Annotated in this window: 12 protein-coding genes; all 12 read right to left on the bottom strand. The window is 38.8% G+C overall.

The features are described from left to right. Positions 1–238: 238 nt before the first annotated feature. Positions 239–4360, bottom strand: coding sequence for an InlB B-repeat-containing protein (locus NYE69_RS26295; protein ID WP_340928694.1), 4122 nt, complete (start codon positions 4358–4360; stop codon positions 239–241). A gap of 280 nt (positions 4361–4640) precedes the next feature. Then, a complete protein-coding gene (locus tag NYE69_RS26300) occupies positions 4641–4832 on the bottom strand; it encodes a hypothetical protein (protein ID WP_340928695.1) in 192 nt (63 codons plus the stop codon). 23 nt (positions 4833–4855) lie between these two features. Further along, complete coding sequence (locus NYE69_RS26305) at positions 4856–5128, bottom strand: hypothetical protein (RefSeq protein ID WP_340928697.1); 273 nt, start codon at positions 5126–5128, stop codon at positions 4856–4858. 122 nt (positions 5129–5250) lie between these two features. Then, positions 5251–5763 carry a gamma-glutamylcyclotransferase family protein gene (locus NYE69_RS26310; protein WP_340928698.1) on the bottom strand — a complete coding sequence of 171 codons (513 nt, stop codon included), beginning with the start codon at positions 5761–5763 and terminating at the stop codon, positions 5251–5253. 77 nt (positions 5764–5840) lie between these two features. Further along, on the bottom strand, positions 5841–6803 hold the full coding sequence (locus tag NYE69_RS26315; RefSeq protein WP_340928700.1) for an amidoligase family protein: 963 nt from the start codon (positions 6801–6803) through the stop codon (positions 5841–5843). Positions 6804–7110: 307 nt separating this feature from the next. Continuing rightward, positions 7111–12651, bottom strand: a complete 5541-nt coding sequence (locus NYE69_RS26320) for a hypothetical protein (protein ID WP_340928702.1) — start codon at positions 12649–12651, stop codon at positions 7111–7113. Between the two features lie 43 nt (positions 12652–12694). After that, positions 12695–13096, bottom strand: coding sequence for a hypothetical protein (locus NYE69_RS26325; RefSeq protein ID WP_340928704.1), 402 nt, complete (start codon positions 13094–13096; stop codon positions 12695–12697). A 251-nt stretch (positions 13097–13347) separates the two neighbouring features. Next, positions 13348–13764 carry a hypothetical protein gene (locus NYE69_RS26330; RefSeq protein WP_340928706.1) on the bottom strand — a complete coding sequence of 139 codons (417 nt, stop codon included), beginning with the start codon at positions 13762–13764 and terminating at the stop codon, positions 13348–13350. 54 nt (positions 13765–13818) lie between these two features. Further along, the gene (locus NYE69_RS26335) at positions 13819–14670 is read right to left on the bottom strand and encodes a hypothetical protein (RefSeq protein WP_340928707.1); all 852 of its coding nucleotides are present in this window, start codon (positions 14668–14670) and stop codon (positions 13819–13821) included. A gap of 23 nt (positions 14671–14693) precedes the next feature. Beyond that, positions 14694–14990 carry a hypothetical protein gene (locus NYE69_RS26340; RefSeq protein ID WP_340928709.1) on the bottom strand — a complete coding sequence of 99 codons (297 nt, stop codon included), beginning with the start codon at positions 14988–14990 and terminating at the stop codon, positions 14694–14696. 266 nt (positions 14991–15256) lie between these two features. After that, on the bottom strand, positions 15257–16366 hold the full coding sequence (locus NYE69_RS26345; RefSeq protein WP_340928711.1) for a leucine-rich repeat domain-containing protein: 1110 nt from the start codon (positions 16364–16366) through the stop codon (positions 15257–15259). Next, complete coding sequence (locus NYE69_RS26350) at positions 16363–16923, bottom strand: hypothetical protein (protein ID WP_340928713.1); 561 nt, start codon at positions 16921–16923, stop codon at positions 16363–16365. The genes NYE69_RS26345 and NYE69_RS26350 overlap by 4 nt, the downstream gene beginning before the upstream one ends. Between the last annotated feature and the right edge of the window lie 159 nt (positions 16924–17082).

Consider the following 17082-nt stretch of genomic DNA (forward strand, 5'->3'; position numbering starts at 1 on the left):
ACAAAAGATATTGAAACTCTCGACTCCTACTCTGATATTGATATTCATTATTCGACATCATTCAACAAAATCCTTCTTACTCCAAAAAATACTTCATCAAAATTTTAGAGCCAAGAAAAACTCATCTTTGGAAGTACAAAGTGCCATTTTATCGAACTTCTCATTAACATATCCAGTATTAACCTCATGACAGAAGCACCTCGTGTTGTACGAGATGCTTCTTAGTCTTTACTCTTCATTATAATTCAAATTCGATATGACTTTGACCATCCTGTAGTTTAACAGGTGTTAAATCATCCCCATGTTTAACGAACAACTCCACATTTCTAAAGGGGTCTGGATTTTTGAACTGGATGATAAAGGTTGATGCTTCTAAGCTCGTCAGATCAATAACTGTTTCTGGCTTGGCTTTCAATCTTAACTTCTTAATTATGAGTCCATCTTCATTCGTAACCACAACGTTCTTACGTCTAAAATATACAACCACCGCAACGATAAAAGGTAAGCTCGTAACTGCTATCGGGATGAATGGTAACTTCCTCTGTGGTTCAATTGGCTCTGGTTCCTGTGGGATTTGTGGGATTAAATCGGCTGACTCCACAGACTCGATAATGAAATCGATCCGTTTCACCCTTTGCGACTCATTCAACTCAATTACCGTTTTTACCTCGTTCGTATCTTGCAATGACTCTGTCTTGGAAGAAGTCTGCTGACCATCTTGATATACAACAATGTCGACTTTACCAAGCTCCTCTTTGGTTAAAGGATTCTTCAGAATGATCGTATGTTGTCCAAACTCCACTTCTTCAAATCTGTACTCACCATTCTGATCAGTATAAGTGACTCGAGGATTAGAATGCAGTTCAACTTGAATCCCTTTTATCGGATTACCCCTGACATCCGTAACAACCCCAAAGACTGTTCCAAATTGCTTCAGCTTTTGATACCTGAATTCAACTACCAACTGACGACCTTGAGCTGCGACTGTTACACTTTGGATAATAGGAGCTAAGGGTTCATACCCCTCTATAGCAGGAGCAGAAATCACTTGCTTACCGAGTGGTAAATCCCGCAGAATCTCTTCTGTCAAGACTTCATCCGTTTCAACGTCAATCGCAACAATACGAACCTGATCCAATTCTGGAGCCTTTTCAACTATCGAAACATCATTCGAAACCGGAACATCCTCTGATGAACCTTCATCACTTACCGGCTCTTGAACGATAACAGGTTCATTTTCTACAGGTTCGTCAGCAATTGGATCTTCGACAACCGGCTTTTCATTGCTAATAGGTTCCTCCGGCTGCTCAACAACAGGAGGTTCGGCTGGAACATCAACTACAGGCGGCTCAGCAGGTTCTTCAACCACTGGTGGTGTAGGTGGTTCCTGAACTACTGGCGGCTCGACCGGATCATCATCATCCACTGGTGGTTCAACTGGATCATCATCTGCAGGTGGAGTAATAACCTTCTCTTTGTAGAAGTAAGTAATCTTTTGGATTGGCTCGGCTACGGTTAGCACGACCTTTTTCAAAGCTTCGCCCACAAGCTCGTATACCCCAATCTGCGTTTCGGCAATATACGAATGTTCGCCCAGATCTAAATCAGTTAAGACTTCATCTTCCTTAATCTTCTCATTGGTTACCGCATCTCTGAACTCGACCGTTATTTTACCCTTGATAACTGGCGGTGGTGTTACTTTCTCAAAATAAGCGGTCGCGGTTTTATCCTTGTCCATTTTAATGGTGATTTCAGCGTCCGTATATTCTTGACCATCAACAACCCACTTCACAAATTGATATCCATCAGCCGGTTCAGCGTTTAAAACAACTTTCTCGTTTTCTTTATACACCAATTTTCCATCACTCGAACTTGGTGTGATCGTCCCTTCTCCGACCTGGTTTACTGTCAACGTAAACAGGCGAGGTTCTTTCGGAGGTAGCGGTTCAAAGTGGGCAATCGCCGTAGCATCCTCCACCATCGTGAGAGTAAAGTTAGCGTTCAAAACATCTTGCCCATTAACGACCCATTTTACGAATTTATATCCGTCCGCAGGGTTAGCAGTCAACTCAACCGTTTCAAACTCATAAAATTTTGATACACCTGCAGGGGAGACATTACCATCTCCGATCTGATTAACAGTCAACGTATATTGTTCTGATGCGGTCGGCTTAAAATAAGCAATAGCCACTATATCTTCATCCAACGTGAAACCTGGCGTTTTGAAGAAGTACTCCTTGCCATTGATTACCCATTTTTCAAATACATATCCATCCTCAGCACTTATTGCAATTAAATTTACCCATTCTCCAGCTGGATACTGATATGTTCCTGCACTTGGATTTGTTGTTCCCTGTCCTTCTACTTGAACTGTTACTGTATAATGAGACGGTGGCAATTTTTTGTAATAAAATACTACTGGATTACTACCAAATGCTCCTGTATCAACGGAATATGTGCCTCGATATTCTCCTTTTTCAAAAACATCAATTTCAGTATTACCAGAACCAATCACTTCGATATTTGTACTAACTGCATCATACTTCAAAACGGAATTATCTTTTATTGTATAAGTGACAGAATTCCAATCAACAAGACCGTCCACAGAAGTATTAGGGTTTGGTGCATAGATACCCCTCAGCAAAAACTTTGGAGTTAATACTGCACTTTCAGTTGCATCGAATCCTGATACCGTTTTTTCAAAATCATCATCCAAGGAATATCCATCAATATCTTTCGCATAGTAAGTTTGTGGTTTCAAAATATCAACATTTGTAAACACTTCGGAATCAATGATTTCATTGGTATCCCTGTCTCGATATTCGACCTTTACACTTCCAATTGGAACGAACTCAAAGTTATACTGTGGGCTACGAGCCCCGACATATGAAGTAATCTCCATCAGATTATTAAAAAATTGCGTGCTCTCCGCATCGCCTAAGACAAAGTAGTTATAAGCTGCATCCACATAATTCGGATTCGCGCTGTTGAACACTGATGTTAAAGTTGCCATATCATTGTTTGTTAGTTGGTTATCGTTTAACCTCAACGTGTCAATTGAAGTTAAGCTTGTTAAGCCACTAATATCGGTCAACTTATTCCGTCCTAGATCCAGCGTGTCTACTGTCCGCAGATTGATTAATCCATCCACATTAGTAAGCTGTCCGTCATTTAAAAATATGTTTTTGGCATCTTCCAAAAAGCTTAATGGATCAACATCTGTTAAACTACTGTTCGGGAAGTAAATATTCTTTGCAATTCGCGGATTTTTGAAAAGTCCTTTGTCAAATATCTGCATTCCCTCAAGGCTCGAGACCCCCATATTGCTTGCAGGGTCACCGAAACTAACATAACTGAAACCACTATCAATGTATAAATCCATGATTCTTGTTTCGACATCTACTTTATTGATCAAATCAGTTACCGACCATTGTTGTCCAAATTCATAAGATACCCATTCAGCAAAATAAGTCGCTAAATCCTCGTCTTCAAATAAATCTTTGATAGCTACATCTTCCCCACGATGATATCTTGAGATCGGATCTTGACCGCCATTGTCGATTTCAGGAACATCAGTGCCAGTGGTAATATCTTTAAAGTTAATATTGTTGGCGATAGCATACTCTTCGGCAGATGAACCAACATGACCTACAATAGTCGTCTGCTGTGGGATTGTTCCAATAAAACTGCTTACAATTGTGTTTGGATTTTCAATAATAATGCTTTTCAGGTTATAGCAATGTTCAAACGCACCGATACCAATCTCTGTGACTGTTGGCGGGATTACTACTGACTCAAGTTTAGTTCCTTTAAATGCGCTCATGCCGATTCTGGTGACATTCGAGGGTATTACAATACTTGTAAGCGAAGTATTAGCAAAGACACCATCAGCAATATTATTTAAGGTGCTTGGAAGTGTTACACTGGTCAAATTTACACTTCCGCTAAAGGCATTTTCTCCAATAAATGTTACTCCATCAGGAATAACAACACTTACAATATTAGGATTATTTTCAAATGCGCCTGGTTTATACGAAGTGCCACGGTATGAACCTTTGATACCAACAACTGAATATCCTTCTATTGAATCAGGGATAACAATATTACCACCTGGTCCTGTATAGCCTGTAATTATTGCATCAGATCCAGATATCTCGTAACTAAAATGACTCGGGTCAGAATAGACCGCATTTGTAACCGTCAGATTACTGTAGACCGAATCGGTAACGCTGCTGTCACCATATACAGCATCCGTTACGGTTGCTCCATCAGCGAATACCCCAAGCGGGAATAAAGATATCATTAAAGCAATGACTAGTAGTATTGCAATACCGCTAAACAACTTCCTCTTTTTTGACACTTCAATCATCCCCTCACGATAGAATAAACATTTCACTGGTCTATAAAGGTGTGAAATTAATCAGTTAATAACTGCAAAAATGTTCTTATTCTCTGGTATAGCTCGGAGCATCAAGGGGATCTTTCGATAAGGTTTAGACATAAAAAAAGTGCTGCACTCCGATAAGAAGTACAGCACATTACTATTATTTTTACTTTTCATGATAATATGAGATGCTTACAATCGAAGTCGATCTTTTGAAACATTATAAAGGGATGTATTGTTAGACAGGTTGTCCATGCTACTCAACTTCAACGTATTCCATGATGATCCGTAATGCTTCATCGTAACTGCGTGCTTCGGTAAAGACCTTTTTCTTCATCTCGATTGCTTGCTCATCTAGTCCGGCACTTCTTAAAGCTCTAGAAGCGATACCGAGTAGGTTGTAGATGTTTCCATTCTCTCCAATTAAACGAGCAACAGGTTTTGTCAAATTCATTACCCCCACATGAAGATTTAATACTCACTCGGAAGCATGATGGTGAAGTATTTTGTCTTCCCATCGTCACCGTAGATCGCCCATACTTTCTCAGAAAATAATTGCTTGTTATCGACAGTAACCAAATGGTTGTCGTCCCCATCTGTGATAACCGTGTTGCCATCAACATTTTTGAAAGAGATGAATTCATTACCTTGCTTATATAATTGAAAAATAAGCTGAATCGTCAAGTCCCAATCGTTACACCCGATTTCGTTGACCCCTTGTGTCATAAAGATTCTAAAACTCAACTTCCTATCTCCTCTCTAACAGAACATATCCAAGATTAGTGTAATACTGCACCATACAACTCATAAATTTAGACATTTGTAATAGTCGGATATGAAAAGTAATCCATCCGAAACATATAAACTCAAAAATTTCTCTCAAATGGACACCGGGCACTAGGATTTGCTTCATCGATGAATTTAGCTCCCGACAAGATCGCCGCTACTGCGAGTGGATGGGGGTGAATTCCATGATGCATATACCCTTCTCGAATGACATTGTAGTAATATGAACTCGGTGGTGCGATGGGCTTCGATTCATTAACATTCATGATATAAACCATCGCCGCTACTTTCTTAAACTGTTGACTTGATCCTTTCTTTCCAAGTTCCATAATCACCTCAAGCGTCTCTTTCCGATATAAACCGCTGGCAACCCCTTCATAGCGATCCAATGCTACTTCGTCCTTTTGGGAGATACTCCATAAAACTACCGGAACTTTTTGACCTGGGCTAGGTTTAATGGTGGCAACGCCTCGAAACTCCAACTCATAATCATCAATGTAACCTTGTCCGATAACGTAAGCATCGGGACATCTCCGCCTCATTTGATGGATATGTAAATTCGAACCGTAAGCTGCATAGATCTTCCTTCTCATTTCCAACACCCTTTCTGGCTTGATATGTTACTTTACCGTACTCTTCGCAGAAATGTGTAGTCCCGATTCAGGTTAAGTCAGGTTAAACTCGCCTCTAATTCCGGATCTTCTAACTCCACACGTCTTAATGGATCTCTCCAAGCCGAATCACCTTGAAGGAACTTTAGCAGATGGAGCCGCATGGTTTTGAACTCATCCGATATCGCTCCCATCCGCAATAACCAAACTCTCATGGTATACTTGTCATTCCCATAACCCGATACAGTCACTCGACTGGTAGCCTTTCTTTGATTCAAGGCTTGATTAACAATAAGCAAACTCAATTGGATATAGGACTTGACTTTACCGGCATGCAATGTACTGTTGAAAAGTCTAAATTCTACGGTCTTGAGCCTGCCGCTTAACAATTGGTGTAAATTCAATACTCGATACCGGCTTTGGTTATAGCGGTCAGATCTGCTTCCGCTAACCCCGTGATACCAACAATCGGAGAGATGACTCATCGTCTTAGGCTTCTTTATATTTAACCTTCGAATGAAATCCTCGGATAATTTCTGGCAATATCGCTGACGATCACTTCTGACTTGTAAGGCTTTGATCAGCAAATCTTGTTTAGCGTATACGATATTGCATAAGATTCGAAGTTGATTCGGTGTGAACTTCTCCGCTCCAACATGAACATGCAACCCACAAGATCGATTTACTCTGGCTCCAGCTGCTCTAAGTTGACGAATAAGCTCTTGAACCATTGGAAGATCAGAATAATTCAATATGGGTGAAACTAACTCACATTGATAATTGTCATCAGCGATAACAATTTCACCTCCGCTCCTTCTCTCGGGTTCAATTGAAGCATCACGAATGACTTTCCATATTCGTCCTGACCGATCTTGAATATCATAGACTTCATATCCCCACATCATTCGAGAGATCGGACTGGTGTCAAAAAAGTCCGCGATAACTCTAGCGGCAAAATATCTTTGGATACGAGTGAACTCGATCTCCAAGCCAAACGTAAGACTCGAGAGATCAACTGACACATTTCAAAGCTCCTTTCATAGAAAATTCCTTCCTGTATGTTGTAAAAAAGCTCTGATTTCATATGCCTTTTTTAAGCCATCTCAAGAGGATTTTGAAAAAATATCTGAAGAAATAGAGGATTCTTCGTTGAAACAGAATGGAGGTCAAGTTAGAGAAATTGTAATGGCGGAAAAAGAACAATAAAAAACCGCCCTAAATAAGGCGGTTAACCAACAAAATAATAAAATTGACACAATCACATATCCGATTTCTTTTCACTATCTGTTTACTGTACCAACACAAAGTTTACTGGCATTTCTTATTCTCTTAACCCTGAGACTCGGTATCTAATCTTAACTTATTTCTTAACATTTTCGACTTTCTATTATGTTCAATAACCTTTTCAGTTTTAGAACGAATATACCACTTCGTGCTTTTTACGCTTCCACTAAACTCCGAAACGGAATCTCTTACATCACGATACTTATCCCTTACTCCGTATTTGAAATCAATTACACGTTCACCAATGGAACGCTTTTGTATTGAAGGAGAAGGTTTGCTCTCATTATAAACAGGTTTTGAAGCCAAAGCATCGATATCCTCTTGTCCGAAGCCACCGGAAGATTTAGAAAATTTCGTGGATCTTGACTTGAATCCTCCTCTTGAACCCCTTGCTCCACCTGATCCACCTGCGCTACTCGTAGTAGGAGAACTAGATACCCCTCCAACATTCTCTACTGCATCATGGATCTTATTAAACTTACGTCTCTTATTACCGAATTTAGCAAGACGATACACACCATAACCTATGGTACCTAAAGGACCTAAGGTACCTAAGGTGTTCCCTAATACCCTTCCACTCATTTGTTTTAACATTGCTCCTGCACTAGCAAATAGAGCCACCGAACTTGCGAAAGTTGTAGACAAATGAACCTTAAAGGAATCAAGTAAGAGCTTAATAATTCTCCAAAGAACGTACAAATAAACCACGTCTACTACCAGCATTAACGACATCATTATTGTCGGATCAGTAAGCCCTAAACTTGGAACCCTTCCTCCAACATAGGCTGTTTGACCTTCTCCCATGAACAACGAGATTACAAAGGCAAAAATCGTGCTTGCTACCATAAACAGCACCGCTGGAAGCCCTAAATTCTTCAAAATAACACTTACTATCTTAGGTGGCGGGGATAATACGCACGATACCGCGATAACAAAACTGAGCAATAACAGAAGGAGTAATACTATAACCTTAAACGCAGGAACAGCAAAAACCGCCATTATATCGCAAGCAAGTAACACCAAACCTGTAAAGAAAGACGTCTTATCCAAAATACGCACATACAAATCCTTATCTGCCATCAAAGGCTCACCAGTTGCATTAAGCAAAAGCAAACGCATGAAAGCATCATAGTTGAAATTCTTCAACTCGAAGTTTTGAGGGTAGAGAATTGAACTCTCACCCAAGAACTTGTACTCCGAAAATTCCCTATTAAAATTAAATGTAGCCGCCATAGCCGCAGCTGTTATTAAGACCTCATTGTCGAAATCTCGATAATTTGTTAAATAGAGAAGATCCTTATAGGTAGCTTCCAAAGTAGCTTGAATTCTTCTCTCAACATCAGTCAAATCCCCGTAGTGATAGCTCTTAGCCGCCATATCCGCAGGAGAGAAAATCATAGAGCGACCCAAAAGCTCGTAAGCACCGGGATTCAAAGTATCATCAAGATATACCTTTTTACCCGCGATTTCGATTTCTTGCGAGACTGAATCCAAATCGTATAACTGATCTACCCAAGGTGCATACAAATTCCAAACATTTTTAAGGGTTTGTTTCTTCTTTTGTTGGAACTGGAAGTCCGAAGATTGACCAAGAGAAGCACTACTTTCCGCATTATCAAAATCAAACCCCTGAACATCCGTCCCAAACCGAGCTGTCCAACCATCAACATACTCGTTACCTTGATGTAAATACGGTATGACATACTTAAACAAACCTTCTAAATCCAAGAAGTCTCTAAGCTTACCATCGACTCTCGGATCACCACTATTTTCTACCTGAAAAACCTCTCTCTTCAACAAAGCCGACTTGAAGTCAGGTAACCCTGATGTCCCTGAAGAATACCGCATCTTAAAGACGTTATAGAAGTAATAAAACGGACTCTCTGTAGATAAAACATAAGCCTTATAGAAAGGATTACTCAAATCACCTGAAATACCACTTACAGTCGGATCTAACGTAAACTCACTATTAAAGATTGCCTTTGTGACGTTCTCATTCCCTAAAGCCCAAAATCTGTACCTATTAAGCTTATCATCAAAAACCCCTGATTCAGAAGTCGGAAACACAGCGGCTCTACTTATCAATTCTTTTTGCTCATCACTATAAGGTACTAACCCCTCGGGACTATTAAACAACATAAAACGATGGCTTGGTAATCCCATTACTTTGTTAGAATGAGTCGAAATATTGGAAGCAACCTTATTGAGTGAAATTACACTCTCATCAAACGCTTCCAAAGATTCATAAGAAGCTCTTGCTTCCTCCGCTATCGCATTATACGGTCTATAAAGATAAGTAGCCAAAGGATCATTAAAAACATACTCCTGTTGACTTAAGAAAGAATTAAACAACCAACGAAATACAGTCAAATTAGAAGTCAAACTCGAAGCCGGACTTCCTTCAGTGAACAGACTATCAAATACCCCCTCGCGCTTGGGAGCCATCCATTTGACCCTAACACCTACATCTGTCGTATAGACGTTCTCCAAACTCATAGCATTTTGGGCAATAATATAATTCAATTCATCTCCACTGCTTTGAGCATTCAACAAAGTCTCAAAAGACTGCTGATGCTGAGTTATAGCCCAATAATCAAATCTCGAAGAATAAATCTTATCTCCAAATGAATTCGAAATATTTATAACATTACCTACAAAGAATTGAGGAAGTAGTAGAATGAAAGCCATTAAAATCAGAATTAAAACGCCTTCTCTCAAAGACCTTATATGAGATATCGCCATTAGAATAACCATGACAAGAATAAGAATGTAGAAAAACAGGTAAACATACATGTAATCATCTAACAACCATGAAGTCAACGGTAAATCATGTAAACTTGGAGAATTGATATATCCTACAATCGAAGCGTAGGAGTGATTACCCCCTGCACTCACACTAAGGACATTCCCTACCCATGATCCCGTAATACTTCTATGAGTAGAAATGATCCAACTATCCTGCGTTGATTTCACTAACTTATCACGATAAGCACTCGGTCCGTCTGTCAAAAGACCATAGACCTTCTTAACGATATCTTTTTGCATTTCCTCCATAGTTTTTTCTTCAGAAGCAACAACCCCTGTTGATCCTATCGCGTCACCAATATTGAACCCCGGACTAGATGATTCAATAGGCATATACAACAGAAGCTCATTCTGCCACTGGAGGTATGCATTATTTTTAATAGAATCCTCAGTAATATCAAGGAGATCAACCATATAACCCCAAAAAATACCGGGATAGTTATTGACACCATTTATAATGGCTGTCTCTACATTATAAGTACCGATTAACCCCTCTACTTTTTCTCCGGGAATTAAACTTAAAGCACTTTCAGAGAGATCAGGTGTTAATGCCTCAGCAAAAGTACTATTAACGCTAAACAGTCTGTACGAAAGAGCAGTATTCAAAAGAACTGCAATAGAATTTTGCAGATTATCAGGTACAAGATAGGTCTTACCCTCTTTATTCAAATCAGTTAGAATACCCTCTAAACCGCCTTGCTTACCCTCAGGCTCTTGCTCTGAGAGACAAACAGGAAATGGTCCGGGACTCCACTGTAAACATGCATGATTACTATTAGGAGTAAACCCCTTCAAACTATTTCCGTCTGTTGGTGATACCTTGAAATCATCACCCTTCAAATAATTCAAAGACAACTTAGACAAGATTGAATCATACTCAGTTAAAGCCCAACTCATATGAGTTTTATCATCCTTAGCTCCAGTAAGCCAAGAAAATAAACTCGCCCAAAAACCAAGCTTCTCCAACATCACCCTCAAAGAAAGATGACTTGGAGGTAGTGTATCCATAACAAACTTATCGCCATCTGCATCCGATAAAAGATTTAAAGCTTTATCAATGATCTCTTCTTTATCTGTACCAAACTTACCTGTTGCTAAAAAGCTATGCAAAGCCTTTAAATTTTGTAAATCACCCTTCAAATTATCGATAGGTGTATCAGCCATAAACTTATCAAAAGAAACCGAAGTACCGGAACCCTTCGAGATATTTCGACCATTGTGAGTATTGATATAATCTAACAAATAAGAATAAGAAGTCCCCTCATCAAGACTCTTATAAAAATTCTTCATGAAGATATTAAAAGGCGAGGAAACATACGAATTATTATACAACTTATAAGACGAACCTGTTTCACTCTTAATCTCTTCCGCAAACATCCTTTGTCCGATAACCAAGTTATCGATAGAATCGGATTTAAACCAACTACCATTATCACCACTAGCCCCTTTATAACTTGAACCCATGCCTGTGAGATCAAAGTAATACATCATATCAGAGATCTGACTGAAGGAGAATACCGAAGAACTAAAAAGATAACTAAATAAATTTGACCTAGCATCATTATCAGAAAAAACTACAGTATCCTTATTCTTCTCATCAAAATAAAGATTTAAATTTCCAAACTTACTTGCGTCAAAAGTAAGTATGATTGCCGAATCATACTCACTAAAAGTTGTAGTATCATTACTATTCAAAAACCTCTGTAACGCACCATCAGCAATAGGATTAGAAGTTATTTCAGTTGCATGGAAGAACACACCATTAGTATTTCCAACAGCAGGATAAGAGCTTCCACCCGCTTTATAAGATCTTGAAGCACTCTCAATACCAAAAATACTCATAAAATTCTCTCTATTCAACCACCCATGTGAACCAGCCGAACCCGTAGTCAAAGCTTCCTTAAGATTATAGTAAGGAAAAGCAAAATGCTTATTCGATAAGATATAAGGGTCGGTTAACTTAACAATACCCCCCATAGCAAACACGTTATTCAAAGGAAGTCGCTGATCAGCAATATTATCATTAAAAACCGCAGGGTTCAAAGCTGCAGGAAAAACCAACACGTAATCATCTAAAGAAACCAAAGCTCCATCCTTCTCATAAGCACCCCAAATATTACCCAAACCATCCATATACAAATGCTTCATCGACTTCAAACCTGAAGGTGACAGAACAAAATCCGGCATTACACCGAACAGAATCTGAAAAGCCCCTTTAGCGGCTTGGTTATTGGGATTCTTAAAATCAAGTACCGCAACACCCTGAGAGTTGTAAATTTTACCGTCAGAATCTAGACCTGCTAATTTTTTAAGCAAGTCTTCCCCACTCATCGGTACTGAAGCATCAGTCAATTTTCCTGTACTAAAAAGACCAAAGTAATTATTACTTAAACGAAAACCGTCCTTTATCCCCTTTAACAACTTCTCATTCAATTTCAAAACTTGATTAGCATTCCCATTTTCTCCGCCTGTCCCAAAAAACTTCAAACTAATACGATTAGGGATTGATTCATCCCCTTCCATTTTAACTAAATCCTTCAAAGTAGTCTTGCCCGGTATAAAGAAGTTAGAAATAAATACCCCATACACCAATAATTCGCTATCTGATACCGATGCCGGGTCTAACTCCGTCTGAGTTTGCCTAAAGAAATTCATCATAGCTCTACCAAGGGCATTAGCATTCTCTGCGGCATAAGAAAAATTCGTAGTTATAAAACTACTAGAAAGAGTTAATATGCAACAAAATAATATAAGTGTCTTTTTAATCAATCTTAGTATCATTTTACCAACCCCTCCGAGTAATTCAGAAAAAATTTATAGATTCTCAATAACCATTGTTTCTTCTCTGTTGCTCCAATTTCTCATTTGCCCATGCCGCCATTTGTTCACATTTATCAGACCAAGAGTCTAATAACTTATTCAAGTAATCAATAATTCTAACTACACACTGTTGATATCTAGTCAATTCTTCGAATCTCATAACCCCTGATTTCTTTTGCCACCAAGTTAGTTCATTACTTGTTTTCAAAGTATCGAACTTAGTCTGATCATTGCTTGGTTTCAAAGCTTCGTCCTCAGTCTGATCATTACCTGATTTAAAAGCATCGAACTTAAACTGATCATTACATAATTTCAAATCTTCGAACTCAGTCAGATCATTAGATGTATCATCTTGTTCATAGTTAACAATAATCGTCACAAACACTTCGACTTTCTCTTTAACCATTCATCCTCACCCCTACTCAAAATTAAGACCTCTTACGTAACCTGAAAGCGTGAATAAAAGACTAATTCTTTTTGATACTTGTGAATTCGATCCCAAAACATATCCAAAACTTGAATTGATATATAAAAATACATCCAGAACTAAAAGCACCTTTACTGAAAGTCGAAAATTCCCAAAAAGAAAGCCGCCCTAAAAAAGGCGGTCATACAAACACTCAATGAAAATTAACCCCTTAAAACAAAAGAAATACCTTATAGTTTCTTCTTCAAAAAGTAAATAATCGCATACTTTAAAGCATGTTCAAGAATATACTTTATAGCCTCAGGAGCTTTACTCTTTAATACTTGCTTTACAGTATCCCGACCAACTGCTGACTCTAATTTTTGATCTACGTTATTTAATGATTGCCGAACTGCACTTTCAGACACCCCAAGTTCCGATGCAGTCACCTTGATATTGCGACCGTTCTTCTGCCAAACCAAAAACCGATACTTTGAAATGTCATTCGGAAGTAAATCAATCAACTTCTTCGATACAAACTCCGAAATCTCATGAATAGCTTGTAATTTAGTTGTGTCGAGCATTCTTGCTCGAGTATCATACATATTTTGATGTATTCTTTTCACAAGCATTTGTTCAGCTTGCTCTAAACTTTTTATAAATCTCAAGCTGATCATTCCCTTCTAATGAGAATACCCCTCCCAAAAGAGGGGTAACTCGTATTAAAAAACACCACTTCCAAGTTTCAGGAGCCAAGAAATGAACCCGCTCAACTCGCCAAGAACTAAATACAGTAAGCATATTGAAAGGATAATGTATGTCACGAATCTCCGTTTAAAATACAATAGGTACGCGTTTTTGTAGCTCCCGCTTGAATTTAATGATGATTCTACTTCTTGAATCACAGACATAGCGTCAGTAGTAATGAATAACGGTTTAGTCTTCCCTTTTTCTTGACTTCTATCAAGAATTCTTTCTCGAGCAAATGGTAACCCAATAAAAACTAAATCTAAGATGGTTGATGCAATTAAAAAAACGGATATTACAATAGCACCAAGCCCGAAGATTACACGAATAATTCCCAACAATGGACTAACCCATTTCATCGCCGTGTAGACGTCTGCTTTTGTTGACTCCATGACAATCGGAATTAACAGAAATGAAACATCTCTATCCATTGCGGACATTGTATCAATGATATTTTGTTGTGTTTGAGCGGACACCCTTGACTCTTGTAAAGTGGAGACGAAGATTTCCAACGCTCTTAATCGAGATCCATCAGTCGCAGATTGGAAATTCCCTAAACGGAATTCTAATTCTCCCCTTTGTTGGTCGTATACCAATAATCGAGTATCCGAACTTAAATTTCGGGAGTTCTCTTTGAATTCCATTCTAAGGTAGTCACCATCAACCCCCATTTTTGCCCAAACTTCTTCCATATACTTTCTATCACCTGGAGGAATCAGAATATTTCTCACTCCAGCTTCTTCTTCTGCTGCAAATACCCCAACAGCACTGAAACAGAACGATAGGATCACGACCAACACAACCATCAAAGGAATTTTTCTTGTCATTCCTTCACACCTTCTTTTCAGAATTATGAACTCTTCTGATATGCTTGAAGAACCTTTTGCTCAGGTTTGAAACCAAGTGAACGGTAGAAGGCAATAATTGCTGCAATCACAGCTAATAATGCTAAGTGCGCAGGACTGTATATGTTGCTTGGCAATTGCATGTTAGTAAAGTACATGCACAACAATGACCCTGCGTAAAGAGCAAGTAACCCCACAAACAACAATGCAGTCTCCATCAACCATACACCGGTCTTGTAAACATTCCACGTTTTTTGACTGTACATAACCTCTACAATCGCTTTTGATAAGAATTTACGCATAATGCTTTCCTCCTCATTAGAATTAAGATTTTTCTTATAGTAACTGTAAAGTTTCTACACTTTTCACTCGAAAAAGTAAGATAAAATCCCGCATTAAAAAAATAAATGTGATAAAAAACATCAAGACGAGACTTTCAAACTCAAGAAATTTTTAGAAACTCAAGATTCGTATAAATAGTCGACATTTCGTCTCAATTCTTTACCGTAACAACTATTAAAGCGAGTATCCCTCTCGAATGAGAGGGATGCCAGCTTTCAACTCACCATTAATCCAATTCAATGACAAATGAAACGGTATACTTAATCGTTTCCGCTTTATCGAAGGCGTTACCGTGTTTAGCCTCAAAGACGAAGTCAGCTGTGGCATTGGCTGCAATCGTCCCAATTACCTGATTAGAGAAACCATTTGCATAAAGTGAGCTTGCATTGTCTAGATGTTGCCAGTTATTATTTGCCTTGATACCAACCGCCAACTTTTTACTGTCCGCTTTGTTTAATTTTGACCACACGTCATCCGAATAAAGACTTGGAGCAACACTTTGAAATCCTTTATCGATAGATTCTTGTTTCATTTCAAAACTTGCAATCGACAATTTCACAGGTGCATTGGTTAAATTTTGAACCGTTAATACAGGAGAAATGAATCGGTCTTGTGGATTGCTTTGGTTAGGGTCGATAACAAACGTCACTTCAAGCGGAACAGAAAAATCAAGAACGGTAGCATAAACATTACCTGTTACAGTTACATCCTTGGAAACCGGCTCTGGTGCAGGTGCAGGTGCAGGTCCAAGTGAAGAAAACGTATAACTATTTGATGTTGCATAAGTTTCAGCCGTTGAACCGTCGTAACCAAAAATCGTTAGATAACTTGGTACCGTTACGTTGTTGGAAAATATATCATCAGCAGGTGAATTAGGCAGTACTGTGGAAACGCTCAAAAATGTTGCACTTGTAATCTGGTTATCCGCAAATGCCATAGCTCCAATATTAGCAACATTTTCAGGGATAGTAACACTGGTTAAAGAGTTTTTTGCAAACGCCCGGTCACCAATAGTAATAACACTATCTGGAATAATGATCGATGTTAAACTATTACTCTTAAATGCACTACTTCCAATAGTTTGTACAGTGTTAGGTATTGTAACCGCTGATATCCCTAGAAATTCAAACGCACTAGCACCAATACTTGTTACAGTTAAACCACCCACACTACTGGGAATAACAAGATTTGTATCTGTCCCCGAATAACCTGTAATTGTCGCTGTTCCATCTCCATTATCTATATAACTGTAATCAGATTCCGCCGCGAATGCATTCCCCGCAAAAGCCAAAGTAAACAGCATGACTAAAACCAATAGTTTATTTACACTTTTCATACCCCTGAACCTCCTGAAATGGTTAAGTTAACTTTGTCTACGAATTGTTTCCCTATCAAATACTTGGTCTCTTCGTCGTAAATATAAAAGACCGCTAAAACTTCATGTGTCCCTGGACTCAAAAAGCTTAAATCAACCTTATCGCTCTGGACTTTTTGGTTTGGCTTTAGAGTTGGACTTTTGTAGATCACTTCACCGTCTTTCATGATATCCACTTGAGCCAAATACTTATTTTGAGCGGGATTTTCGATCATCCAGTTGACCTCACCATTCGAATAAACCGGATTCGTGTTAATCTTGAAGCGAACCATCGACTCATCCGCTTTTTGTTGAACTCCAGCTCGAATGGTCTCGGCGTTGGTCATATCCAGTTCGCCATCTTCACCAAAACCTCGATCCTCCATCTTCGGAGGGTCGATTGAATCCACCGGCTGATTATCTTTCCCCTGTGGAGCAAAGACAAACACTCCGATCAGAGTGACCAACAACAAGAGGATCAGTGCAATAATCCACCTTCGTTTTCTTTTCCTTGCAAGATCAGCTTCATTTGCACTCAATCACATCACTTCTCCCTTCAAAAGTAACATCCGTTTTAATTTGCGTTTCACTTGCGATTGGAGTTAGGTCAACCGCAAGTGAAACGAATATAAAGGAGGGAGTAAAAAAGCAAGGGAGGAACAGCTTGCTTTTTACTCACACCTTATAAAATTTCTTAG

Source organism: Paenibacillus sp. FSL R5-0527, assembly GCF_038008055.1.
In the GTDB taxonomy this organism is placed as follows: Bacteria; Bacillota; Bacilli; order Paenibacillales; family Paenibacillaceae; genus Fontibacillus; species Fontibacillus macerans.

Coding starts and splice junctions, on each gene's coding strand:
- NYE69_RS26310 (WP_340928698.1), bottom strand. CDS start 5,763: ATGAGAAGGAAGATCTATGCAGCTTACGGTTCGAATTTACATATCCAT.
- NYE69_RS26320 (WP_340928702.1), bottom strand. CDS start 12,651: ATGATACTAAGATTGATTAAAAAGACACTTATATTATTTTGTTGCATA.
- NYE69_RS26325 (WP_340928704.1), bottom strand. CDS start 13,096: ATGGTTAAAGAGAAAGTCGAAGTGTTTGTGACGATTATTGTTAACTAT.
- NYE69_RS26335 (WP_340928707.1), bottom strand. CDS start 14,670: ATGACAAGAAAAATTCCTTTGATGGTTGTGTTGGTCGTGATCCTATCG.
- NYE69_RS26340 (WP_340928709.1), bottom strand. CDS start 14,990: ATGCGTAAATTCTTATCAAAAGCGATTGTAGAGGTTATGTACAGTCAA.
- NYE69_RS26345 (WP_340928711.1), bottom strand. CDS start 16,366: ATGAAAAGTGTAAATAAACTATTGGTTTTAGTCATGCTGTTTACTTTG.